Annotated in this window: 18 protein-coding genes; 7 read left to right on the top strand and 11 right to left on the bottom strand. The window is 65.6% G+C overall.

The features are described from left to right. Positions 1-105 precede the first annotated feature (105 nt). A complete protein-coding gene (locus tag LOY42_RS07080; protein WP_258600122.1) occupies positions 106-7,209 on the top strand; it encodes a retention module-containing protein in 7,104 nt (2,367 codons plus the stop codon). Between the two features lie 41 nt (positions 7,210-7,250). Here the strand turns inward: LOY42_RS07080 and LOY42_RS07085 are convergent, their stop codons facing one another. Continuing rightward, positions 7,251-7,616 (bottom strand): YbaN family protein, encoded by a 366-nt coding sequence (locus LOY42_RS07085; protein WP_110701035.1) that lies wholly within the window; start codon positions 7,614-7,616, stop codon positions 7,251-7,253. 8 nt (positions 7,617-7,624) lie between these two features. Continuing rightward, positions 7,625-8,212, bottom strand: a complete 588-nt coding sequence (locus LOY42_RS07090) for a YecA family protein (protein WP_023630694.1) — start codon at positions 8,210-8,212, stop codon at positions 7,625-7,627. Positions 8,213-8,456: 244 nt separating this feature from the next. Between LOY42_RS07090 and recQ the strand changes: the two genes are divergently transcribed. Together recQ and LOY42_RS07100 are read left to right on the top strand one after the other, a co-directional pair. Next, positions 8,457-10,604: a DNA helicase RecQ gene (gene recQ, locus LOY42_RS07095; RefSeq protein ID WP_111532640.1), complete on the top strand. Its 2,148-nt coding sequence runs from the start codon at positions 8,457-8,459 to the stop codon at positions 10,602-10,604. A gap of 138 nt (positions 10,605-10,742) precedes the next feature. Beyond that, positions 10,743-11,180: a MarR family transcriptional regulator gene (locus LOY42_RS07100; RefSeq protein ID WP_102684306.1), complete on the top strand. Its 438-nt coding sequence runs from the start codon at positions 10,743-10,745 to the stop codon at positions 11,178-11,180. An 80-nt stretch (positions 11,181-11,260) separates the two neighbouring features. On the opposite strand, the gene LOY42_RS07105 is transcribed toward LOY42_RS07100, so the two are convergent. Further along, positions 11,261-13,447 carry a patatin-like phospholipase family protein gene (locus LOY42_RS07105; protein WP_258600125.1) on the bottom strand — a complete coding sequence of 729 codons (2,187 nt, stop codon included), beginning with the start codon at positions 13,445-13,447 and terminating at the stop codon, positions 11,261-11,263. A gap of 66 nt (positions 13,448-13,513) precedes the next feature. Between LOY42_RS07105 and LOY42_RS07110 the strand changes: the two genes are divergently transcribed. Further along, positions 13,514-13,795, top strand: a complete 282-nt coding sequence (locus LOY42_RS07110) for a SelT/SelW/SelH family protein (protein ID WP_023633166.1) — start codon at positions 13,514-13,516, stop codon at positions 13,793-13,795. Here the strand turns inward: LOY42_RS07110 and LOY42_RS07115 are convergent, their stop codons facing one another. After that, positions 13,796-14,683: a DMT family transporter gene (locus tag LOY42_RS07115; RefSeq protein ID WP_102684308.1), complete on the bottom strand. Its 888-nt coding sequence runs from the start codon at positions 14,681-14,683 to the stop codon at positions 13,796-13,798. It lies immediately after the preceding gene. A gap of 170 nt (positions 14,684-14,853) precedes the next feature. Further along, positions 14,854-15,627 (bottom strand): AraC family transcriptional regulator, encoded by a 774-nt coding sequence (locus LOY42_RS07120; RefSeq protein WP_139673441.1) that lies wholly within the window; start codon positions 15,625-15,627, stop codon positions 14,854-14,856. 124 nt (positions 15,628-15,751) lie between these two features. Here LOY42_RS07120 and LOY42_RS07125 point away from each other — a divergent pair, with 124 nt between their 5' ends. After that, the gene (locus LOY42_RS07125; protein ID WP_110701223.1) at positions 15,752-16,567 is read left to right on the top strand and encodes a UDP-2,3-diacylglucosamine diphosphatase; all 816 of its coding nucleotides are present in this window, start codon (positions 15,752-15,754) and stop codon (positions 16,565-16,567) included. 66 nt (positions 16,568-16,633) lie between these two features. Here the strand turns inward: LOY42_RS07125 and LOY42_RS07130 are convergent, their stop codons facing one another. Together LOY42_RS07130 and LOY42_RS07135 are read right to left on the bottom strand one after the other, a co-directional pair. After that, positions 16,634-17,218 (bottom strand): HD domain-containing protein, encoded by a 585-nt coding sequence (locus LOY42_RS07130; protein ID WP_110701027.1) that lies wholly within the window; start codon positions 17,216-17,218, stop codon positions 16,634-16,636. A gap of 101 nt (positions 17,219-17,319) precedes the next feature. Further along, positions 17,320-17,631, bottom strand: a complete 312-nt coding sequence (locus LOY42_RS07135) for a DUF962 domain-containing protein (protein WP_023631733.1) — start codon at positions 17,629-17,631, stop codon at positions 17,320-17,322. 154 nt (positions 17,632-17,785) lie between these two features. Here LOY42_RS07135 and LOY42_RS07140 point away from each other — a divergent pair, with 154 nt between their 5' ends. After that, on the top strand, positions 17,786-18,832 hold the full coding sequence (locus tag LOY42_RS07140; protein ID WP_139673439.1) for an AraC family transcriptional regulator: 1,047 nt from the start codon (positions 17,786-17,788) through the stop codon (positions 18,830-18,832). Here LOY42_RS07140 and LOY42_RS07145 read toward each other — a convergent pair. Further along, complete coding sequence (locus tag LOY42_RS07145; protein WP_102684313.1) at positions 18,789-20,243, bottom strand: TrkH family potassium uptake protein; 1,455 nt, start codon at positions 20,241-20,243, stop codon at positions 18,789-18,791. The two genes, LOY42_RS07140 and LOY42_RS07145, sit on opposite strands and share 44 nt — an antisense overlap. A gap of 189 nt (positions 20,244-20,432) precedes the next feature. Here LOY42_RS07145 and LOY42_RS07150 point away from each other — a divergent pair, with 189 nt between their 5' ends. After that, a complete protein-coding gene (locus tag LOY42_RS07150) occupies positions 20,433-20,990 on the top strand; it encodes a nitroreductase family protein (RefSeq protein WP_139673435.1) in 558 nt (185 codons plus the stop codon). A gap of 33 nt (positions 20,991-21,023) precedes the next feature. On the opposite strand, the gene LOY42_RS07155 is transcribed toward LOY42_RS07150, so the two are convergent. The 3 genes from LOY42_RS07155 to LOY42_RS07165 form a co-directional block, all read right to left on the bottom strand. After that, entirely contained in the window at positions 21,024-22,412 is a 1,389-nt protein-coding gene (locus LOY42_RS07155) for a HAMP domain-containing sensor histidine kinase (RefSeq protein ID WP_139673434.1), read from the bottom strand. 12 nt (positions 22,413-22,424) lie between these two features. Next, positions 22,425-22,841 (bottom strand): Spy/CpxP family protein refolding chaperone, encoded by a 417-nt coding sequence (locus tag LOY42_RS07160; protein ID WP_139673432.1) that lies wholly within the window; start codon positions 22,839-22,841, stop codon positions 22,425-22,427. Between the two features lie 128 nt (positions 22,842-22,969). Further along, entirely contained in the window at positions 22,970-23,647 is a 678-nt protein-coding gene (locus LOY42_RS07165; protein WP_038706585.1) for a response regulator transcription factor, read from the bottom strand. Between the last annotated feature and the right edge of the window lies 1 nt (position 23,648).

A 23,648-nucleotide genomic window follows, 5' to 3' on the forward strand; every position in this document is an offset into this window, starting at 1 on the left:
ACGTGACAGCAGTGGTTCCAACAACCATGGCACTTGGACCGTTGCGCACATTACCCGGCACGCCTTGATCTGCGAAAAGCCCATCGGCAGGGGAGGCGTACGCTCATGGCTAAATTAGTCGGTGTGGTCGGCAAGGTAGTCGGCCAGGTATTCGCGGTGGGCGATGACGGTCATCGCCGTCTTTTGGTGGAAGGGGATCGCCTGTTCGCCGGCGAGCAACTGGAGACCGGGAGCGAGGGCGCGGTGGCGGTGCGCTTGCAAAACGGTGCCGAACTGACCCTGGGCCGTGGCAGCAGCCTGGAGATGACCCCCGACCTGCTGGCCGATCGCGCTCCTCATGTACAGGCGCCGGACGCGCAGCCCAGCAACGCCCAGCTCAGTGACGTCGAGCAACTGCAAAAAGCCATTGCCGCAGGCGCCGACCCCACGCAGGAAGCCGAAGCGACCGCGGCGGGTGGCAACCCTGGTGGCGTGTCGGGTGCGCTCGGTGGCGGCCACAGTTTCGTGATACTGACCGAGGTGGCTGGTCGGGTGGATCCCACCATTGGTTTCCCTACGGCGGGCTTCAACGGCTTCCCTTTGCTGGCCAATCTCGAGCTTGGTGGGCTCGATGGCAATGACGCGGCGCCCCTGCCGGCCGGCGCGCCACCCGCCGACAATCCGGTCAGCCTCACCGGCCTGGATGTCAGCCCGGCCGAGTTGATCCTGGACGAGGCGAACCTGCCCCAGGGCTCGGCCAGCAATCCTGCGGCCTTGACCCAGTCGGGCAGCTTCACGGTGATTGCCGCCGATGGCGTGTTCAACCTCAGTGTCGGTGGCATCAATGTGGTCACCGCAGGCGTGGTGACCGGCGTCGGCCAGTCCATCGTCACCGGGCTCGGCAATGTGCTGACCATCACGGGCTACAACCCGGCCACGGGCGTGGTGAGCTACAGCTACACCTTGACCGGCGCGGAACATCATCCGGACGGTGCCGGGACCAATACGTTGGGCGAGCAGTTCCCGGTGCTGGTCAGCGATACCGATGGCGATGTGGCCAGCGGCACGCTGGACGTTATCGTCCGTGACGACGTGCCACGCGCCGTGAACGACAGCAATGCCAGCACCGCTACCGAGCAGCATCTGGAACTCAGCGGCAATGTGCTGACCAACGATATCCAGGGCGCGGACCGCATTCCCAGCGGCCCGGTGGTGGCCGGTACCTTCGTCGGAACCTACGGCACCTTGGTGCTGGCCGCGGATGGTTCCTACACCTACACCCTCAATACCAACGATCCGGATTTCAAGAACCTGCACGGTGGCGGCAGTGGGGTGGAGAACTTTACCTACACCCTGAAAGACGCCGACGGCGACACCAGCACCGCGACCCTGACCCTCAACGTCAGCAACCTCAATGACCCGGTGACCCTCGGCGGGCTGGACGTCAATGGCGGCGAGCTGACCGTCTACGAGAAGAACCTGGCCGACGGCAGTGCGCCCAATCCCGGTGCGCTGACGCAGAGCGGCACCTTCACGGTGGCGGCGCCCGATGGCCTGCAGACCTTGAGCGTCGGCGGCATCACCGTGGTCAGTGGCGGCGTGGCGGCAAGTTTCCCGCAGTCGATCACCACTGCGCTGGGCAACACCCTGATCATCACCGGTTTCAACCCGGCCACGGGTGTGATCAGCTACAGCTACACCTTGCTGGACAACGAGAACCACGCCAGCGGCGACGGCGCCAACAGCCTGTCCGAGCACTTCACCGTCACCGCCACGGACACCGATGGCAGCACGGCCACTGGCTCGCTGGACGTGAACATCATCGACGACCTGCCCAAGGCCAATCCCGATGCGGCCAGTGTCGTCGAAGGCGGCACGGTCAGCGGCAATGTGCTCGACAACGATACGTCCGGCGCGGACGTGCGGGCCGATGGTCGTTATGTGGTGGGTGTGCGAGCCGGCTCCGATACCTCGACATCGGCCAGTGGCCAATTGGGCGATCCGGTCCAGGGCCAGTACGGTTACCTGACCCTCGATGCCCAAGGCAACGCCACCTATCACGCCAACCCCAACGCCGTCGCTCCGGCGGGCGCCACGGATGTCTTCGTCTATACCGTGCGTGACAGTGACGGCGACGAAAGCACCACCACCATTACCATCGACGTGCGCGATTGCTCGCTGATCGCCGGGCCTGACAGCGAGGTCACGGTCTACGAGAAAGCGCTTGACCTGAACAAGGATGGCAACGACCTGGCCGGTGGCAATGTTACCGGCAGTGAACCGGGCTCCACCGGCGAGACGGCCAGCGGTTCGTTGGCCAGTTCCGTCAGCGGTGGCGTGGGCGGGCTGACCTTCACCCTGGTCGGCAACGCCACCGGCCAGTATGGCCAGATCCAACTGAATTCGGACGGCACCTACACCTACACCTTGACCTCCGCGCCGAACTCGCCGAATCACGTCAACGACGGCCCGAATGTGTTGACGGAATCCTTCACCTACCAGGTCAAGGATTCGCTCGGCAACACCACCACCAGCACCATCGTGATCAACATCGTCGACGACGTGCCCAAGGCTCACAGCGACTTTGCCAATGTCTACGAAGGCGGCACTGTCAGCGGCAATGTGCTGGTCAACGATGTGACCGGCGCCGATGTGCGGGCCGACGGGCAGTATGTGGTTGGCGTGCGCGCAGGCAGCGACACCTCGACATCGGCCACCGGCCAGCTGGGCAGCAACGTGGCGGGGCAATATGGCTACCTGACGCTCGACGCCCAGGGCAATGCCACCTATCACGCCAATCCCAATTCGGTGGCGCCGGCCGGTGCCACGGACGTGTTCGTCTACACCATCCGCGATGCCGATGGCGACGAAAGCACCACCACGATCACCATCAACGTGCACGACAACTCCCTGGTCGCCTGCCCGGATGACACGGCCAAGGTCTACGAGAAAGCCCTGGACCTGACCAAGGACGGCAACGACCTGGCAGCGGGCAATGTCACCGGCAGCGATCCGCAGTCCAGTGCGGAAACCACCAGTGGTTCGCTGGCAGGCTCGGTCAGCGGCGGTATCGGTGGGTTGACCTTCACCCTGGTCGGCAATGCCACCGGCCAGTATGGCCAGATCCAGTTGAACAGTGATGGCAGCTACACCTACACCCTGACCTCGGCGGCGAACTCGCCCAATCACGTCAACGATGGCCCGAACGTGGTCACCGAGAGCTTCACCTACCAGGTCAAGGATTCGCTCGGCAACACCACCACCAGCACCATTGTGGTCAGCATCGTCGACGACGTGCCCAAGGCCCATAGCGATTTCGTCAACGTCTACGAAGGCGGCACGGTCAGCGGCAATGTGCTGGTCAACGACGTGGTTGGTGCCGATGTGCGTGTCGATGGGCAGTATGTGGTCGGCGTGCGTGCCGGCAGCGACACCTCGACCTCGGCCATTGGTCAGCTGGGCAGCAACGTGGCGGGGCAATATGGCTATCTGACGCTCGACGCCCAGGGCAATGCCACCTACCACGCCAACCCCAATGCGGTGGCGCCAGCCGGTGCCACGGACGTGTTCGTCTACACCATCCGCGATGCCGATGGCGATGAAAGCACCACCACCCTCACCATCGATGTGCACGACATTTCGCTGGTGGCCTGCCCGGACGAGACGGCCAAGGTCTACGAGAAAGCCCTGGACCTGACCAAGGATGGCAACGACCTGGCTGCGGGCAACGTCACCGGCAGCGACCCGCACGCCACCACGGAAACCACCAGCGGTTCACTGGCAGGCTCGGTCAGCGGCGGTATCGGCGCCTTGACCTTCACCCTGGTCGGCAATGCCACCGGCCAGTATGGCCAGATCCAGCTGAACGCGGATGGTTCCTACACCTACACCTTGACCTCGGCGCCGAACTCGCCCAACCACGTCAACGATGGCCCGAACGTGGTCACCGAGAGCTTCACCTATCAGGTCAAGGATTCGCTCGGCAACACCACCACCAGTACCATCGTGGTCAGCATCGTCGATGACGTGCCCAAGGCCCATTGCGACGTGGCCTCGGTCAAGGAGGGCGCCAGCGTCAGCGGCAACGTGCTGGACAACGATGTGGTCGGCGCCGATGTGCGTGCCGACGGGCAGTACGTGGTCGGTGTGCGCGCCGGCTCCGACACCTCGACCTCGGCCATCGGCCATGTCGGCGACACCATCGTCGGCCAGTATGGCTACCTGACCTTGGACAGCCAGGGCAACGCCACCTACCACGCCAACCCCGACAGCGTGCCGGCCGCCGGCGCGACCGACAGCTTCGTCTACACCATCCGTGACGCCGACGGCGACGAGAGCACCACGACCATTCGCATCAATGTGCAGGACAGCAAACTGGTGGCGTGCGAGGACAACGACGTCACCGTGTACGAAAAAGCGCTGGACCTGCACAAGGACGGCAATGACCTGGCCGCCGGCACCGCCACCGGCAGCGAGCCGGGTTCTACTGGCGAGACAGCCTCTGGCAGCCTGGTGGGGTCGGTCCAGGGCGGCGTCGGCGCACTGACCTACAGCCTGGTCGGAAATGCCGTGGGCCAGTACGGGCAGATCCAGCTCAATGCCGACGGTTCCTACACCTATACCCTGACCTCGGCGCCGAAGACCCCGGGTGGTGCCAACGACGGCGCCAACACCGTCAACGAGTACTTCACCTACAAGGCTACCGACGCCTTGGGCAACAGCGTCACCAGCACCATTGCCATCAACATTGTCGACGATGTGCCGACGGTCCAGTGCGCGGTGCGCAGCATCACGCCCGGCCAGGTGGACTCCAACATCCTGCTGGTGGTGGATGTGTCCAGCAGTATGGCGGCAAGCTCCGGCGTGCCGGGGCTGACCCGTCTGGAACTGGCCAAGCAGGCGATCAATGCCTTGCTCGACAAGTACGACGAGATGGGCGACATCAAGGTGCAGATCGTCACCTTCGGCACCGGTGCGCAGGTGCAGACCCCGGTGTGGGTCACGATCAGCGAGGCCAAGAACCTGATCGCCGGGCTCAGCCCAGGCGGCTCGACCTACTACGATTCGGCAGCCACCAAGGCCCAGGAAGCCTTCGCCACCACGGGCAAGCTGGTGGGCGCGCAGAACATCAGCTACTTCTTCTCCGACGGTGAGCCCACCAATGGTCACGCCATGACCGCGCCACGGGAAGCCGCCTGGGAATCCTTCCTCGACAGCAACGGCATCAAGTCCTACGCCATCGGCATGGGCAGCGGCGTCAACGAGAGCAACCTCGACCCACTGGCCTACGACGGCAGCAGCCATACCGACACCAACTCGGTGGTGGTCACCGACCTCAGCCAGCTAGGCGCGGTGCTCTCCGGCACGGTGCAGGGCGCACCGATTACCGGCAGCCTCATGAGTGGCGGTGATTTCGGGGCTGATGGCGGCTTCATCAAGGCGCTCCTGGTCGATGGCACCACCTACACCTACGATCCGAAGGCCAATGCTGGGCAGGGCGGTTACGCGGCCAGCGGCGGCGTGGACAAAGCCACCTTCGACACCGTGAGCAACAGCCTGAACATCAAGACCGGCCTGGGCGGCACCCTGGTGGTGAACATGGACAGCGGCGAGTTCACCTACACGCCAGCGAAGGACAACGGCAGCGGCCAGGTGGAGAAGTTCGGCTTCACCGCCAGCGACAACGATGGCGATACCCGCAGTGCCAGCCTGACGATCAACATCAACAGCAATGGCGCGCCGGTCGCTGGTGCCGACCACATCATCACCAATATCAAGGGCGCCACCCTGACGGTGCCGGCAGAGGCGCTGCTGGCCAATGACCGCGACCCGGACCACGACACCCTGAGTGCCGCGCCGACCACCTTCAATACCAACTTCGCCGACAAGGGCGCGGGCTTCACGGCGGGCACCCAGGCACAGACCATCAAGTTCGATGCCACCGCCAACAAGGCCGAGAACCAGCTGCGCGACCTGGCCCGCAGCGAGTTCACCAGCCTCAACGGCAGCATGACCGCTGCCCTGGTGGTGGCTGGTTACCTGGGCTCGATCAGCACCGCCAATGCCAACGACGAGGACACCCTGACGGTGACCCTGCGTAAGGGCGAAACCCTCACTCTCGACCATGACCGGCCCGCGGGCAACCTGCTGATGGAGTGGAAGGATGCCGGCGGCAGCTACCAGTCCATCGTCGACGGCGGCAGCTTCACGGCCACCCATGACGGGGTGTACAGCATCCATGTGATCAATACCGAGAACGCCGCTGGCAACAGCAAGGCTGCCGAGAACTACAAGCTGAGCCTGGTGGTGGACTACAGCAATGCCAGCAACGAGGACTATCACGGCAGCTACACCGTCAGCGACAACCATGGCGGCTACGGCAGCGGAGCGGTGGATATCACTTACCAGGCCGGCAACACCCTTGCCGGCACCGGCGGTGACGATGTACTGCTGGCCGGGGCCGGCGATACCACCCTCAACGGTGGCGCCGGCAATGATGTGCTGGTGGCGGGGGCGGGCAACAACAGCCTGCACGGTGGTGATGGCGACGACCTGCTGATCGGTGGTCCTGGCAACGACCTGCTCGACGGCGGAGCCGGCAATGACACTGCCAGCTACGCCAAGGCCACCGCCGGCGTGGCCGTGGACCTTGGCCATGTCGGGCAGCAGAACACCGTCGGTGCCGGGCTGGACACCCTCAGCGGTATCGAGAATCTGATCGGCTCGGACTACAACGACACCCTGACCGGCAATGACGGTGACAACCTGCTCAACGGCGGCGTGGGCAACGATGTGCTCAAGGGCGGTGTCGGCAACGACATCCTGATTGGCGGGCCGGGCAACGACACGCTCACCGGCGGCAGTGGCAATGACAGCTTTGTCTGGCAGAAGGGCGAAACCGGGCATGACACCGTGACCGACTTCACCCCGGGCAGCGATCGTCTGGATCTGTCGCAACTGCTACAGGGCGAGAACGCCACCAGTGCGTCGCTGGACGACTACCTGCACTTCAAGATCAGTGGCACCGGCACCAATGTGGTGTCGACCATCGAGGTCAGCAGCGTCGCCGGCGCGGCGCCGACCCAGACCATCGACCTGGCTGGGGTGGACCTGGCGCAGCATTATGGCGTTTCGGCCGGGGCAGGGGGGCTGATCGCGGCCGGGCATGACACCGCGACCATCATCAACGGCATGCTCAATGACCACTCGTTGAAGGTGGATACGGTGTAAGCCAGCAGCGCATCGCGGGGCAAGTCCGCCCCGCGATGGCGTCACTGTGGCCGGTGCAAGGTCTTCTGCTTGAGGATCCAGGCACTGACCAGTACCGCGCTGGTCAGCATGAACGCCCGCGCCCAGAACAACGGCACCAGGTAGCAGGACAGCCCGATGCTCGCCCACATCAGGCCGATCGCATACACCTTGCCCTTGAGCGGGATCCCCTCACCGCTGAGGTAGTCGCGTATCCACGGTCCGAGTTTCGGGTGGTTCACCAGCCAGTGGTGAAAACGCGGCGAGCTGCGGGCGAAGCAGGCCGCCGCCAGCAGCAGGAACGGGGTGGTGGGCAATACCGGCAGGAAGATCCCCGCCACCCCCAGCGCGACGCTGAGCCAGCCGACGGCCAGCAGCAGGTAGCGCACCACCTTGGTCAGTGGTGGCGTGGCTTGAGCAGGGCGGGCTTCTCTTCGGGGGCGTGCAGCAGCAGGAACAACGCGCTCAGTGCCTCGGGGATCTGCACGATCATGTCGTCCTGCAAGTTGGCGTTGCCGGCAATGTCGGCAAACTCGGGTTGTTCGTCGAACAGGCCCGAGCCGACCATGATCGGCAGCAGCATTTCGCTGACTTCTTCCTCGGCGTTCTCGAACCAGGCCTCTTCACGCAGGAACACGCCCTCCATGAAGCCGATGCACCAGCCGCGCAGGTCGGAGTCGTCCGGCTCTTCGGTCAGGTCAAGCTCACAAGGCAGGTCGAATTCCTCGTCGCTGGCCAACTGGCGGGCGATGTGCCCCTTGAGCGCGACCAGGGTGGCCTCGATCTCGGTGCGTTGGGCATCGCTGGCGTAATGGGGTTCTTCGGCGAACAGCGCATCGATCCATTCGCGTTCTGGAACTTCTTCAGAGCAGATCGACAGCGCGGTCAGGTAGCCGTGGGCGGCGACGTAGTCCAGCGCTTCTTCGTGCAGCTCATCGGCGTCGAGGAAGGCTTGCAGGCGGGTCAGTTGCTCGGCGAAGGACATTACAGGGCTACCTTGGGGAATAAACGATGCTGAATTCTAGCACCTTGCGGCGCTCGCGGGGCAAAGGGAACGTCCGTCACCGGGGCATGCCGGGGGGCGCGGCAGTCGGGTATACTCCGCGGTTTTTCGTGCCAGATGGCGTTTTGCGGCCATCCGGCAAAAACCGCTTACGCATTCGGTGTGTGCGCGGCGGATTTATCGTCCAGCCTGAGTCCAGGATGGTACGGCGATTTTGGAGTGGCAAATGCTCGAACAGGCTCAGCGCGTCCTCAAGGATGTCTTCGGTTACGACAGTTTCCGCGGGCGCCAGGCAGCGATCATCGAATGTGTGGCGGGCGGCGGCGACGCACTGGTACTGATGCCCACCGGTGGCGGCAAGTCCCTGTGTTTCCAGGTGCCCGGCTTGCTGCGCCCCGGCTTGACGGTGGTGGTGTCGCCGCTGATCGCGCTGATGGACGACCAGGTCGCCACCCTCGACGAGCTGGGCGTGGCCGCCGCTGCGCTGAACTCCACGCTCAGCGCCGAGCAGCAGCGCGACCTGGCCGGGCGCCTGCGTCGCGGTGAGGTGAAAATGCTGTACCTGGCCCCCGAGCGCCTGGTGCAGCCGCGCATGCTGGACTTCCTGCGTGGCCTGGACATTTCCCTGTTCGCCATCGACGAGGCCCACTGCGTCTCGCAATGGGGCCACGACTTCCGCCCGGAATACCTGCAACTGGGCCAGCTTGCCGAGCTGTTCCCCCATGTGCCGCGCATCGCCCTGACCGCCACCGCCGACATGCGTACCCGCGAGGAGATCGTCCAGCGCCTGCACCTGCAGGGCGCCGAGCGTTTCCTGTCGAGCTTCGACCGACCGAACATCTTCTACCGCATCGTGCCCAAGGAGGCGCCGCGCAAGCAGTTGATGGCGTTCCTCGGCGAGCGGCGCGGCAACGCCGGTATCGTCTATTGCCTGTCGCGCAAGAAGGTCGACGAGACCGCGGCCTTCCTCTGCGAGCAGGGCTTCCCGGCGTTGCCGTACCACGCCGGCCTGGCTGCGGAGACCCGCGCCGCCAACCAGCACCGCTTCCTCAACGAGGAAGGGCTGATCATGGTCGCGACCATCGCCTTCGGCATGGGTATCGACAAGCCCAACGTGCGTTTCGTTGCCCACCTCGACCTGCCCAAGTCGCTCGAGGCCTATTACCAGGAGACCGGCCGTGCCGGCCGTGACGGCCTGCCGTCGGACGCCTGGATGGCCTACGGCCTGCAGGACATGGTGATGCTCAAGCAGATGCTGCAGAACTCCGAGGGCGACGAGCGCCACAAGCGCATCGAGCAGCACAAGCTCGACGCCATGCTGGCCCTGTGCGAGGAAACCCGTTGCCGCCGCCAGTCGTTGCTGGCCTATTTCGACGAGGTGCTGGAACAGCCCTGCGGGCACTGCGACAACTGCGTCGACAATGTGCAGACCTGGGACGCCACCGAGCCTGCGCGCCAGGCCTTGTCGGCGGTGTTCCGCACCGGCCAGCGCTATGGTGTCGGCCATCTGGTCGATGTGCTGTTGGGCAAGGACACTGAGAAAGTGCGCAGTTTCGGCCACGAGAAGCTGTCGGTGTTCGGCGTCGGCAAGGCGCTGGCCGAGGCCGAATGGCGCTCGCTGTTCCGCCAGTTGGTGGCGCGTGGCCTGGTGGACATCGACCTGGAAGGCTACGGCGGCCTGCGCCTGTCCGACAGCTGCCGACCGCTGTTGCGCGGTGAGGTGAACCTGCAACTGCGCCGCGACCTCAAGCCGCAGACCGCGGCCAAGGCGTCCGGCGGCAGTGGCGGCAGCCCGGCCAGCCAGCTGGTGCGCGCCGAGGAACGCGAATTGTGGGAGGCGTTGCGCACCTTGCGGCGCAAGCTGGCCGAAGAGCACAGCGTGCCGCCTTATGTCATCTTCCCCGACTCCACCTTGCTGGAGATGCTGCGCAGCATGCCTACCAGCCTCGGCGACATGGCCCAGGTCAGTGGTGTCGGTGCGCGCAAGCTGGAGCGCTACGGCCAGGCCTTCCTTGAGGTGCTCAATGGCGCCGGTGGCACCGATGAAGCGCCGAAGGTGGTGCTCGACCTACGCCACGAACTGGTCAGCCTGGCCCGCGCCGGCATGACACCGGCACAGATCGCCGGGCAACTCAACTGCACTGAGAAGAACGTCTACAGCTTGCTGGCCGAGGCCATCGGCCGCCAGGAGCTGAGCCTGGAGCAGGCACTGGACCTGCCCGAAGAGCTGATGATGGAAGTGCAGGACGCCTTCCTCGACGGCGAGGGCGAGCTGCCTGCGGTGTCCGCTGTGGCACCGCTGTTCGGCCAGCGGGTGCCGGAAGGTGTGCTGCACTGCGTGCGGGCGGCGCTTGCCGTGGAGTTCGGTGTGTGATTGCCGGCATTTGTGCCATTTGCTGACCTTTGTCATACCCTTACATGATTATCAGTCATTTCCGTGGCGTCGAACCTTGCCTGATCGGTCGGGCCATGGTTAGCTGGCTAATAATTAGTTCTATTCATTGAGTTACTTATGCCCCTGACCGACAACCAACACCGCTTCGGCATGCAGCTGGCCCAGATGTCCCGAGGCTGGCGCGCCGAGCTGGATCGCCGCCTGGCCGGCCTCAACCTGTCGCAAGCCCGTTGGCTGGTGCTGCTGCACTTGGCCAGGTTCGAGGAGGCGCCGACCCAGCGCGAGCTGGCCCAGAGCGTCGGCGTCGAGGGCCCGACCCTGGCGCGCCTGCTCGACAGCCTGGAAAGCCAGGGATTGGTGCGCCGCCAGGCGGTGATGGAAGACCGTCGGGCCAAGAAGATCCTGCTGTGCCCGCCGGCCAAGCCGCTGATCGACCAGATCGAGACCATCGCCAATGCGTTGCGGCTCGAGTTGTTCACCGGGGTCGATGAGGCCGACCTGGAAGTGTGCATGCGCGTGCATGCGAAGATTCTCGATAATCTCGAAAAGTCCTGAGCTTGACGTAGATCGCGGGGCAAGCCCGCTCCCACAAGATTCTGCTTGGCTTGTGGGTGCGGCTTGCCCCGCGATCATTTCTAGAAGGTATGCCCCAGGTTCAGGTACACCGCCTTCTCATGCGCATCGTTGGCGCCATAGCTCAGGTTCAACGGCCCCAGCGGCGTTTCCAGCCCCAGGAAGATACTCGCTGCATTGATGTAGCCGCTGTCGAACTCGTTGTCGTTGTTCCACGCCCGCCCGCGCTCCAGCGACCCGCCCAGGTACAGCGGGAAGTCCAGGGGCAGGTAGGCCCGTGGCGTCAGGCGGCGGTAGTAGACCATGCGCAGCAGGCTCATGTTCTGCCCGGAGATCGAGTCCTGGCGAAAGCCCGATAGCTGGCGTGCCCCGCCGAACACGAAGCTTGAGGTGACCACCTCGGCATCGTCCAGGGTGCGCCCGTAGCGCCCGCCCAGCACCAGGGTGTTCGGCCCGCTGCTGATGGCCTTGTCCAGGTTGAACAGCCACTGCCGGTAGTTCTGGTCCGAATCCAGCGACTTGTCGTACTTGCGCACGGTCAGGCCGATGTCTTCGCCGCTGTGCGGGAAGTAGACGTTGTCGAAGGTGTCGAAGGAGTACTTGAGCTCGTAGAAACCCTCGTTGAAGCTGACCTTGGGCAAGTCCTGGTCGCCAATGCGCACCTCGGCGTTGCCCCAGGCCTTGCCCGCGCCCAGGCGCACCTCGCCGTAGGTACCGATCTGCCGCCCGACATTGAGCCCGAAGCCGTAGCGTTCTAGGCGATATTCGGCCACCGGGTCGTTGTCCAGGATGGCCTCCACATTCTGCGAGCCCAGGGCCAGATAGGGGGCGATGAAGTAACGCGAGCCCACGTCCAGCGGCTGGTAGAACTCGCTGTACAGCTCCTGGTCGTCGCCGATCTGGGCCCGGGTCAGCCATTCGCCGCCGAGCCGGTTGATGCCGTTGACCCGGTAGCTGGCACCAAGGTTGAAGGCGCTGTCGCCGCGCAGGTCGTCCGACAGGTTCAGGCCCAGGCGCAGGTAATCGGTACCGCCACGCCGGCCGCGGGCGCTGATCACCAGGGTATGTTCATCGCCCTTGTGCGCGACGCGGTATTGCACCTGGTCGAAGTAGTCCAGCCCGTAGAGGGTGCCCATGTCGGTCTGCAGGCGGCCGAGGTCCAGCGGCTCGCCGATGGGTTGGCGGATGTAGTAGCGGATCACGTCGTCGCTGACCTTGGAGTCGTTCTCCACCTTGATGGCAGTGATGATCGGCGTGCGCTGTTTCGGCGAACGCGCCACCGCCAGGTTGTTGTCACCCTCGGGCCGGCGCAACGCCGCCAGGCGCGGATCGAGGGCGCGGGTAGCGCGGTAGCCGGCATCTATCATGTCCTGGGCGCGGCCGAAGTCGGTGACGCCGAACGCGGACAGCGGCGGCTGGACGAGGATGTCCTCGCGGCGCAGGCTGGCCAACTGTTCCTCGGAGTTGCGCCGGGTCATCAGGGTGATCGACTGGTTGAGCACGTCGACCACCGTGGCCAGTTGCTTGCGGTTGCGCAGTGGGGTGCCGATGTCGACGACGATGGCCAGGTCCACGCCCATCTCGCGCACCACGTCCACCGGGATGTTGTCGGTCATGCCGCCGTCCACCAGCAGCCGGCCGTCCAGTTCCACCGGGGCGAACACTGCCGGGATCGACATGCTGGCGCGGATCACCTGCGGCAGGTGGCCGCGGCGGAAGATCACCTTCTCGCCACTGGTGATGTCGGTGGCCACGGCGCGAAACGGGATCGGCAGCTTGTCGAAGTCGCGCACGTCGGCGGCATGGGCCAGCTTGCTTTCCAGCAGCAGGGCGAGGTTCTGACCCTGGATTACGCCCAGCGGCAGGCCCAGGCTGCCGTCGTCGCGAAAGCTCAGCTTCTGCTTGACCAGGAAGTCACGGTCGTCCTGCTTGCGTCGGAACGGCACGTCCTTGCGCGGCGGGGCGTCGGACAATGCCTGTTGCCAGTCCAGGGTGGTGGCCAGTTTTTCCAGTTCGGCGATGCTGTAGCCCGAGGCGTACAGCCCGCCGACCACCGCGCCCATGCTGGTGCCGGCGATGGCGTCGATGCGCACGCCCTGTTCTTCCAGGGCCTTGAGTACGCCGATATGGGCCAGGCCGCGGGCGGCGCCGCCCGACAGCACCAGGCCGATTTTCGGCCGCGTCGTTTCGGCGGCATGCAAGGTGATGGAAGTGAGCATCAGCAGGAGGCAGAACAGCAGGCGGCGCATCGTGAGTCTCAAACCAGAGGGTAAAGACCGCTAGTATAAGCGGCCCTTCCTACGGAGTTCCCCGACATGGCAGACAGCAAGCCACAAATTGTCATTACCTATTGCACCCAGTGCCAGTGGCTGCTGCGCGCCGCCTGGCTGGCGCAGGAGTTGCTCAGCACCTTCGCTGACGACCTCGGCCAGGTCGCCCTGGAGCCTGGTACCGGCGGGGTGTTCCGCATCACCTGCGACGGCGTGCAGATCTGGGAGCGCAAGGCCGACGGCGGCTTCCCCGAGGCCAAGGCGCTCAAGCAGCGGGTGCGTGACCAGATCGATCCGCAGCGCGACCTGGGTCACAACGATCGCTGATCAGGCGCTTTCGGCCACGGTCTGCCGGGTGGGTTGCTCGGCGGCCAGGCGGCTGGACAGGACGATGGCGAAGATGATCAAGGCACCACCGGCGAGCATGCGCAGGGTCGGCTGTTCGGCGAACACCACCCAGGCCACGGCGATGCCATAGACCGGCTCCATGCCGAACACCACCGCGGCGGTGCGCGCCTTGATCACCGCGAGGCTAGCGACGAACAGGCTGTGGGCGACACCGGTGCAGAAGATGCCGAGCAGGGCGATCCACAGCCAGTCCATGGGCGCCACGGCAGTCAGGCCCGGCGCGGCGAACGGCAGCAGGCACAGGCTCACCACCAGGTTCTGCCACAGCGCCGCCTGCACGGCGGGCAGGCGCCCGGAACCGGCACGGTTGGTCAGCGACAGCAGCGAGAACAGCAGGCCTGAGAGCAACGCCCAGAGCAGCCCGCCGGTGGCCTCGCTGGCCAGGTCGAAGGCGGGGGTGACCAGCACCAGGCCGATGCTCACCAACAGCACCAGCACAGCCTCGTTGCGGCGGATGCGTTCACGGAACAACAAGCCTTCGAGGATCACCGTGAAGGCTGGGAAGCTGGCGAAGCCGAGGGTGGCGATGGCCACGCCGCCGACCTTGACCGCGATGAAGAAGCTCACCCAATGCCCGGCCAGCAGCACACCCCCCAGCAGCAGGCGGCGCAGGTCCTGGCCGCGCAGTGGTTGCCAGGCCTGGCGCGCCAGGCCGGCGAACAGGCCCAGGGCCAGGACGGCGAACATGGCCCGGCCGAAGACGATGATCGTAGGACTGGCACTGGCGGCCAGTTTGCCGAAGACGCCGGTCAGGCCGAAGAACAGCGCGCCGATATGCAGGGCGCCGAGGGCGGTGCGGTGGTTCATGGTGGTCCCTAGAGTGTGAGGTTTCCTTTACCGGCCCTTCGCCGGCAAGCCGGCTCCCACAGAGGTGCGCTCGATCCTGTGGGAGCCGGCTTGCCGGCGAAGGGCCGGTACAAGCGCCAGAAATAGTGGCAGCAGTGTAAAAAAAACTGCAGGCGCTTTCTGTCGCCCAGCTAGCGTTCCTTGTCGCCAGACTCGCGCCGCAACGCCAGCGGCGTGCAGCCGAACGCCCGCAGCACCGCCGCGCTGAATGCGCTCTGCGAGCCATACCCCACGCGCGCGGCGATCTCGCCCACCGGCAACACCGTCTCACGCAACAGCCGGCGCGCCATCGTCAGCCGCCGTTGGCGGATGTAGTCCATCGGCGTCATGCCGCACTCGCTGGCAAACCGCGCATGCAGCCGCGCACTGGACAGCCCGGCCAGCCGCGCCAGGTCGGCGACCTGCAGTGGGTAGGCGGCGTGCTGCTCGATATGGCGGTCGAAGGCGGCATAGGGCAGGCGCCTGCTGGCCAGTACCGGGGCGCAGGCCTGTGGATTGAGGCTCGCCAATAGCAACACCGCGCCCTGGCGGGCAATCAGCGGGTCGTCCACGGGGCTGGTTGCCAGCCAGTCCACCAGTTGCTGCTGTCGGCTGTCCAGGCTCAGGGGGCCGGGGCGGTCGAGCAGGCGGCGGCTGTCGTCGGCGTGCTCGCCGAGATGATCGCCGAGCCAGTGTCCGCCCGGTACGTCCAGCACCAGGCAATCGCTGCCCTCGCGGCTCCCGCAAGTGTGGTGGGCACCGGCGGGAACCACCATCAGGTCCTGGCGAGCGACCCGGCCGCCGCGTCCATCCACCTCGAAATCCAGGCGCCCGCCGAGGCCGAACACCAACTGTGGATGGTCGTGGCTGTGGGCGATCAAGTCGTGGCGGTAATGGCGCAACGAGAGCAAGGGGCCGGCGGTCATGGTGAGTCCTCACGAGGCAGGCGAAGATTGTACACCGGCAGGCGAGGGCAGGATGGTCATGTACCTGCCACCAATCTGTCACCTGCGCCTGCCAGTCTCCAGCAAACAGCGCCGGAGCCTGCCCATGAGCCACGCCGAACCCCTTCGCCCGTCACGCAAGCAGCGTGTGCGCACCCTATGGATTTCCGATGTACACCTGGGTACCCGCGACTGCCAGGCCGAACACCTCGCGCACTTCCTCAAGGGCTACCAGGCCGAGCGCATCTACTTGGTCGGCGATATCATCGATGGCTGGAAACTGCGCAGCGGCATCTACTGGCCCCAGGCCCACACCAATGTCATCCGCCGCCTGCTGACCCTGAGCAAGCGCGGCACCGAGGTGATCTACGTTACCGGCAACCATGACGAATTCCTGCGGCGTTACTCGAAACTGATCCTGGGCAACATCCAGCTGGTGGACGAGGCCGAACACCTTACCGTCGACGGTCGGCGCCTGCTGGTGATCCACGGCGACCAGTTCGACGTGATCACCCGCTACCACCGCTGGCTGGCTTTTCTGGGCGACCGGGCCTACGAGTTCACCCTGGTGCTCAACCGTTGGCTCAACCACTGGCGCGCCCGTTACGGCTATGGCTACTGGTCGCTGTCGGCGTACCTCAAGCACAAGGTCAAGGGCGCGGTGAACTTCATCAGCGACTTCGAGGACGCCATCGCCCACGAGTGCACCCGGCGTGGCTTCCACGGTGTAGTATGCGGGCATATCCACCATGCCGAAATCCGCCAGGTGGGCGAGGTGGATTACCTCAACTGCGGCGACTGGGTGGAGTCGTGCACGGCGCTGATCGAACACTGGGACGGGCGGATCGAGCTGTACCGGTTTGCCGAGGCGCAGGCGCGGGAGGCGGCGCTGCGCTTGGCGGAACTGGGCGAGCCGGCCTAGCTTCTCGTCGGCCTCGCCTGTGATCGCGGAGCAAGCCCGCACCTGCAAGTAATCGGTAGTGGCGGATCAGGCGGTGGCTTGCAGGGCGGCCTTGTAGATCGACTGCCTGGGCTGGGCGAACAAGCGCTCCAGCATCGGCTCGAAGAACGCCAGCGGCAGGCTTTCATAGTCCGGATCGAACGCTGCCGCGTCATAGCGGGCGCAGAACTCGAGGGTCCGCTGGTAATGCGGGTGATCGCGGTATTGCTCGCGCAGGTGACGGTCCATGCCCAGGTGGTGGAAGAAGTAGTAGCCCTGAAAGATCCCGTGTTTCTCGATCATCCACAGGTTCTCGTCGCTGACGAACGGCTTGAGGATCGCTGCGGCGATATCCGGGTGGTTGTAGCTGCCCAGGGTGTCGCCGATGTCGTGCAGCAGTGCACAGACGACGTACTCTTCATCGCGGCCGTCGCGGTGGGCGCGGCTGGCGGTCTGAAGGGAATGGCTCAGGCGGTCGATGGGGAAGCCGCCGAAGTCGCCGTCGAGCAGGCGCAGGTGGGCGAGAATGCGTTGGGGCAACTGATGGGCGTAGGCGCGAAAGTCGTCGGCGATGATCGCCCAGTCCTGGGCGGTGCCATCGCGCATGTGGCTGAAATTGGCTTGCTTGCTCATCACCGCGTGCCGCTCGTGTCGGGGAACATACCGCAGTGTTGGCCAGGATCCGGGCTTTGGCAGTGGCCCGCCGGGACGCGAACCTGGCCTTGCGGGCCGATTCAGAGGCTCAGGCGGCCCAGCAGGATGTCGCGGAACATGGCGAAGTCGCCGACCAGGCTGTACCAGGGGTGGCTGAAGGTGGCGGGGCGGTTCTTCTCGAAGAAGAAATGCCCGGCCCAGGCGAAGCCGTAGCCGGCCAGTGGCACGGCCAGCAGCAACAGCCATTTGCCGCTGCCGATGCTGTAGGCGAGCAGGGCGATCACCAGGCTGGTGCCGACGAAATGCAGGCGGCGGCAGGTGGGGTTGCTGTGCTCGCCCAGGTAATAGGGGTAGAACTCGGCAAAACTGCGGAACTGCGCTGTGCGGGTCATGGCGGGCTTCCGGATCTGCGGGTCTTGCTGACAGGATACACGGCGTGGAGCCTGAATCGAGTCTAGAGTCACTGGGTGCCGTGGCCAGTGACAATAGGCGCCAATTGAGTATCCTTTCGATTCACCGCAGGAGCGGTCCGCACAAGAGCCTGTCATGAGTGAGAGAACCACGTCAGCCAGCTGGGCATCAGGGATCGTCAAGGCACTCGAGCTGGAAGGGCTCGATTGTCCGGCCATGTTCAAGCAGCTCGGGCTCGACTTCGCCGCACTGGACGACCCCGACGCGCGCTTCACCCAGGATTCGATGACCCGCCTGTGGCAGCTGGCGGTCGAGCTGTCGGGCAACGAGGCCATTGGCCTTAACATGGCCAGGGTGGTGCGGCCGGCCTCGTTCCATGTGGTGGGTTACGCGCTGATGTCCAGCCGCACCCTGGCCGAGGGCTTCGAGCGCCTGGTGCGCTACCAGCGCATCATCGCGGAGAGTTCGGACCTGAGCTTTCGCCTCGAGCCCGACGGCTATGCCCTGGTGCTGACCGTGCACGGCGACCACCTGCCGCCGACCCGGCACAGCGCCGAAGCCTCGCTGGCCTGCGCCCTGGCGTTGTGCACCTGGCTCAGCGGGCGGCCGATCCAGCCGCGGCGGGTTCTGATTCAGGGCGCACTGCCGAAAAATGTCGAGCCGTACAAGGTGGCTTTCCACGCACCGCTGCAATTTGGCGCGCCCCATGATGCGCTGGTGTTCGCCCGCGCCGACATGGAGGCGCCGTTGCCGACCGCCAACGAGGCGATGGCGGTGCTGCACGACCGTTTCGCCGGTGAGTATCTGGCGCGTTTCTCGGAAAGCCGGGTGACCCACCGCGTGCGCCAGGTACTGTGCCGCATCCTGCCCCAGGGCGAGCCCAAGCGCGAAACCGTGGCCCAGGCCCTGCACCTTTCGCAACGCACCTTGCAGCGGCGCCTGCAGGACGAGGGCACCAGCTTCCAGACCCTGCTCGAGGACACCCGCCGCGAACTGGCCGAGCAGTACCTGGCGCAGCCAGGCACCACGTTGCTGGAAACCGCCTACCTGCTGGGTTTCGCTGACCCGAGCAACTTCTACCGGGCGTTCCGCCGCTGGTTCGACAGCACGCCGAGCGAGTACCGCACGCGCCTGTCGGTCAGTGACGCCAGAACGCCGGCATGCACAACACCAGCACCGTGATGATCTCCAGGCGACCGAGCAGCATGCCGCCGGCAAGGATCCATTTCGCGGCATCTGGCAGCGTCGCGTAGTTGCCGGCCGGGCCGATCACTTCGCCCAGCCCCGGGCCGACACCTGACACGGTACCGGCGGCGCCGGTCAGCGCGGTCATCCAGTCCACGCCCAGCAGCGACAGCAGCAGGGCGATGATGCAGATGGTGATGGCGAAGAAGAACGAGAAGGTCAGGATCGAGCGCACGATCTCTTCGTCGAGGCGGTGGCCGTTGTATTTCTGCTTGATCACCGCGCGCGGATGGATCAGCTGGTTGAGGTTGGCCTTGAGCAGGATGTAGGCGACCTGGAAGCGGAAGATCTTGATACCGCCGGCCGTCGAGCCGGAGCAGCCGCCGACGAAGCCCAGGTAGAAGAACAGCATCAGCGAGAAGTTGCCCCACAGGCTGTAGTCGCCCAGGGCAAAGCCGGTGGTGGTGACCACCGAGGTGACGTTCAGCGCCACGTGGCGCAGGGCATCGAGCCAGTGCAACTCGGTGGTCGCCCAGTACCAGGTGCCAAGCACCAGCCAGGTGGTCACCAGCATGGCCAGCAGGCCCTGCACCTGCTGGTCCTTGATCAGTGCCCGGCGGTGGCCGCGCAGGGTGGCCACGTACAGTGTGAAGGGCACGCTGCCCATGATCATGACCACCACCGCGACCCAGTGCACCGCAGGGATGTCCCACTTGGCCAGGGACTGGTCGGAGGTCGAGAACCCGCCGGTGGAGATCGCCGACATGGCGTGGTTGATCGCATCGAACAGGCCCATCCCCGCCCACCAGAAGGCCAGGCTGCCGAGCACGGTGATGCCGACGTAGACCGCCACGATCGACTTGGCGACCATGTGCGAGCGTGGCATGACCTTCTCCGAACGGTCGGAGGACTCGGTCTGGAACAGGCGCATGCCGCCGATGCGCAGCAACGGCAGGATCGCCACGGCCATGCCGATGAAGCCGATGCCGCCCAGCCAGTGCAGCATCGAGCGCCACATCAGGATGCCCGGCGACATGCTGTCCAGGCCGCTGAGCACGGTGGCGCCGGTGGCGGTGATGCCGGACATGCTTTCGAAGAAGGCGTCGGTGTAGCTGATGTGCTGGGTCAGCAGGAAGGGCAGGGCGGCGAACACGCAGACCACCAGCCAGCTGCTGACGGTCAGCAGGTACATGTCGCGGGGGCGCAGGTGCACGTGCTCGGGGCGGCCGGGGATGACCAGGCCCAGGCCCGCGAGGAAGGTGATCAGGCTCGACCAGAGAAACGACGGCATGTCGCCGGTGCGCTCGAAGACCACCAGGGTCGCCATGGGCACCACCATGCTCACCGCCAGGGTGATCAGGAAGATGCCGATGATGAAACCAATGATCCTTAAGGTCGGCAACGCCATGTGATCTGCTCTGACTCGCTACGGAAAGGGCGCCATTCTACCTGTGGGCCGGGTCTTGTAAACGCCGATTGGTGGCCTCCACGGAGCGGGCCTGCCCCGCGATGGCCGGATCGCGGGGCAAGCCCGCTCCCACTATCCCCCTCGATGGTGCAGAATGGCCGCACTTTCAATCTGCCAGGAGGGTAGCCGATGGAGGCTCTCGACGCATTGCTCAACCGTGTTTCCGTGCCACGCCTGACTGACCCGGCGCCCAATGCCGCCCAGCGCGAGGCGCTGTTCCAGGCCGCATTGCGTGCGCCAGATCATGGCCAACTGCGACCCTGGCGTTTCCTGACCATCGAAGGCCAGGGCCGGGAAAAGCTCGGCGAGCTGTTCGCCGAAGCCGTGCAAGCCAAGGGTGAAGCCACCCAGGCGGCGCTGGACAAGGCCCGGGCGATGGCGCTGCGCGCGCCGTTGCTGATCGTGGTGATCGCCCGGCTGCAGGACCACTTCAAGGTGCCAAAGATCGAGCAGCGCCTGGCCGCCGGCTGCGCCGCCCATGGCATCCTGATCGCCGCTCATGCCCAGGGTATCGGCGCGGTATGGCGCACCGGCGACATGGCCTTCGACGCCCATGTGCACAAGGGGCTGGGGCTTGCCGAGAACGAAGAGCTGATCGGTTACCTGTATGTCGGCACGCCAATGGCCGAGCCACGCACTGCGCCGATCCTGAAAACTGCCGAGTACGTCAGCGCCTGGGGCGAGTGATTGAGTGGGGCCGCTTTGCGGCCCCAGGATCTGTCAGCCAGCGCTGACCTCACGCGGCAGCTCCAGCGTAGCCACGAACCCACCCTGCGGATGGTTCGCAAGCTTCAGGCTGCCACCATGGCGCTCCGCCGCCTTGCGTGCAATCGCCAGCCCCAGCCCATGTCCCGGCGCTTCTTGCCCCGGTGCCCGGAAGAATGGCTCCCCCAACTGCTCCAGATGTTCCGTCGCCACCCCCGGGCCGTGGTCGCGCACGCTCAACACGATGCGGTCCTGTTCGCGGCTGGCGCGCAGCTCGATTGGCTTCCCGGCCGGATTGAAGCGCAGCGCATTGCGCAGCAGGTTGTCCACCGCCCGTTCGATCAGCGTCGGCCAGCCATGCAGGGTCAGGCCCGGCTGCATCTCCAGGCGTACCTCCTGGTCCGGCGCTGACAGCTGGGCGTCCTTGCGCACGCCGCCCAGCAAGGCATTGAGGTCCACCGGCTCTGCATGCGCCTGCTCGGCATCGACTCGGGCCAGCACGAGGATTTCGCTGATCAGGGCTTCCAGGCGGTCGCATTCGCGGGTCAGGCGTGGCCACAAGGCCTGCCGCTGTTCGGGTTCGGCGCGCTCGGCCAGCGCCAGGGCGATGCGCAGCCGCGCCAGTGGCGAACGCAGTTCGTGGGACACATCGCGCAGCAACTGGCGCTGGCTGCCGATCAGGCTCTGCAGGCGTGCGCCCATCTTGTTGAAGTCGTTGGCCAGCACGCCGAACTCGTCGCGGCGCACGGCCAGCCGCGCCAGGCTGTTCTGCTGGTAGCTGGTTTGCCCCAGGTCGTGCACGGCGCCGCGCAGGCGGCTGAGCGGGCGGGTAATCGACAGGGTTACCAGCAGGCTGAACAGGGTCAGCACCACCAAGGCTATGCCCAAGGCGCTGAGCGGCCAGATCAGGCTTTCGCGGTGCCAGGCGGCCAGCTCCGGGTGGGGGATACGGTAGATCAGCAGGTAGGTCTCACCGCTGCCGGGGCTGGTGTATTCCTCGGTCAGGCGGCGCCACGGCAGACGACGTTCGTCGTTGTGCTGGCGTGCCTCGAAGGCGGCGGCGCGGCGCGGGAAGGTGCCGGGGACCACGGCATCGCCGCTGTCGTCGAGCACCTGCACGTCGATCTTGTAGCGCTGCTTGCGCCGTTCCAGGAAGCGTTGCGACGACTCCAGGCCTTCCTGTTCGTAGTGCTGGGCCCAGTGACTGGCCAGGTTGTTCAGGCCCGGGTGGCGACTGAGGATCCAGGTGTCCTGGTTGAGCATGTGCCCGAGCAGGATCGACAGCCCGGCGACCAGGGCGATGGCCAGCCAGAAGCTGGCCAGGATGCGCCAGAACAGTGAACGCAAGACAAGCACCTCCAGGAAATGGCGAAAGCCCGGCCCGCTGGGAAGCGGGCCGGGCATCGGGCTGACAGCTTACTGGGCCTTGCCGGTTTTTTCAGCCTTCCAGGCCTGGAACTCCTGCCACTCGGCCTTGCGCGCGGCGCGCTCCTTCTGCAGGTCGTCGAATTTCTTCTGCTGGTCAGGCTTGAGCAAGGCGCGGATCTGGCCTTCGGTCTTGTCGTGGCTGGCCTTGAGCTCGTCCTTCAGGGCTTTCTGCTCGGCCGCCGGTAGCTTGGCGATGTAGCGTTCGTTGATGTCGCGGCGCTGCTTCATCTGCTCGCCCATCAGCTTGCCGATCTGCTGGCGCTGGTCGCGGCTCAGGTCCAGCTGGGCGAAAGGCGCGTCACCGCGATGATGCGGGCCATCGTGGCGCGGGCCGCCTTCGGGCATGGCCATGGCCACGGTCGGCAGGGCGGCGGCGAACATCAGGGCGATAAGGGACTTGCGCATGGTGTCTCTCCTTTCAGGGGCCGGTGGTTACCGGATGAGCCCAGTCTAGGGAGATCAAGGTCAAGGGCGGTCAGGCGAGGGTAAAGGCTGGGTAAAGATGACAGGGCCGCGAAGCGGCCCCGGTTTTCCTACAGACTGTAGTAATAGCCGCGGCTGCGCAGGGCGACGATGCGCGGACGGCCATCCGGGTGCGGCCCGATCTTCTTGCGCAGGTTGCTGACATGCATGTCCAGGCTGCGGTCATAAAGCGTGAGCTTGCGGCCCAGGCCGATCTGCGCCAGTTCCTGCTTGTCCAGCGGCTCGCCGGGTTGGCGCAGCAAGGCTTCGAGGATGCGGCTTTCCGATAGCGTGAGGGTCATCTCGCGCTGGTCGATGCTGACCACGCCGCGTACCGGACTGAAGATCAGGTCGCCGATCTCCACCTGGCTGCTGGGCGCGCTGGGGTGGCTGCGGCGCAACACTGCGCGCAGGCGGGCGGTGAGCTCGCGGGGGTCGCAGGGCTTGGCCAGGTAGTCGTCGGCGCCCAGTTCCAGGCCAAGGATGCGGTCCAGCGGCTCGCCGCGGGCCGAAAGCATCAGCACCGGCAGGTCGGTGTGTTCGCTGCGCAGCTGTTTGAGCAGTTCCAGGCCGCTGCCATCGGGCAGCATGACATCCAGCACCACCGCCGCCGGGGCGTGGGTTGCCAAGGCCTGGCGCGCACTCTGGCCATCGTGGCAGGCGCGCACCGCAAACCCTTCCTGGGTCAGCCAGCTGCCGAGCAGCTCGCACAGTTCCTGGTCATCATCAATCAGTAACAGCTCGCTCATT

This window comes from Pseudomonas sp. B21-023, from assembly GCF_024749165.1.
Classification (GTDB): Bacteria; Pseudomonadota; Gammaproteobacteria; order Pseudomonadales; family Pseudomonadaceae; genus Aquipseudomonas.

Bases quoted from the DNA above. Each gene is read 5' to 3' on its own strand.
- LOY42_RS07080 (WP_258600122.1), top strand. From the start codon at position 106: ATGGCTAAATTAGTCGGTGTGGTCGGCAAGGTAGTCGGCCAGGTATTC.
- LOY42_RS07090 (WP_023630694.1), bottom strand. From the start codon at position 8,212: ATGTCCTTCGCCGAGCAACTGACCCGCCTGCAAGCCTTCCTCGACGCC.
- recQ (WP_111532640.1), top strand. From the start codon at position 8,457: ATGCTCGAACAGGCTCAGCGCGTCCTCAAGGATGTCTTCGGTTACGAC.
- LOY42_RS07100 (WP_102684306.1), top strand. From the start codon at position 10,743: ATGCCCCTGACCGACAACCAACACCGCTTCGGCATGCAGCTGGCCCAG.
- LOY42_RS07105 (WP_258600125.1), bottom strand. From the start codon at position 13,447: ATGCGCCGCCTGCTGTTCTGCCTCCTGCTGATGCTCACTTCCATCACC.
- LOY42_RS07110 (WP_023633166.1), top strand. From the start codon at position 13,514: ATGGCAGACAGCAAGCCACAAATTGTCATTACCTATTGCACCCAGTGC.
- LOY42_RS07115 (WP_102684308.1), bottom strand. From the start codon at position 14,683: ATGAACCACCGCACCGCCCTCGGCGCCCTGCATATCGGCGCGCTGTTC.
- LOY42_RS07120 (WP_139673441.1), bottom strand. From the start codon at position 15,627: ATGACCGCCGGCCCCTTGCTCTCGTTGCGCCATTACCGCCACGACTTG.
- LOY42_RS07125 (WP_110701223.1), top strand. From the start codon at position 15,752: ATGAGCCACGCCGAACCCCTTCGCCCGTCACGCAAGCAGCGTGTGCGC.
- LOY42_RS07130 (WP_110701027.1), bottom strand. From the start codon at position 17,218: ATGAGCAAGCAAGCCAATTTCAGCCACATGCGCGATGGCACCGCCCAG.
- LOY42_RS07135 (WP_023631733.1), bottom strand. From the start codon at position 17,631: ATGACCCGCACAGCGCAGTTCCGCAGTTTTGCCGAGTTCTACCCCTAT.
- LOY42_RS07140 (WP_139673439.1), top strand. From the start codon at position 17,786: ATGAGTGAGAGAACCACGTCAGCCAGCTGGGCATCAGGGATCGTCAAG.
- LOY42_RS07145 (WP_102684313.1), bottom strand. From the start codon at position 20,243: ATGGCGTTGCCGACCTTAAGGATCATTGGTTTCATCATCGGCATCTTC.
- LOY42_RS07150 (WP_139673435.1), top strand. From the start codon at position 20,433: ATGGAGGCTCTCGACGCATTGCTCAACCGTGTTTCCGTGCCACGCCTG.
- LOY42_RS07155 (WP_139673434.1), bottom strand. From the start codon at position 22,412: ATGCCCGGCCCGCTTCCCAGCGGGCCGGGCTTTCGCCATTTCCTGGAG.
- LOY42_RS07160 (WP_139673432.1), bottom strand. From the start codon at position 22,841: ATGCGCAAGTCCCTTATCGCCCTGATGTTCGCCGCCGCCCTGCCGACC.
- LOY42_RS07165 (WP_038706585.1), bottom strand. From the start codon at position 23,647: ATGAGCGAGCTGTTACTGATTGATGATGACCAGGAACTGTGCGAGCTG.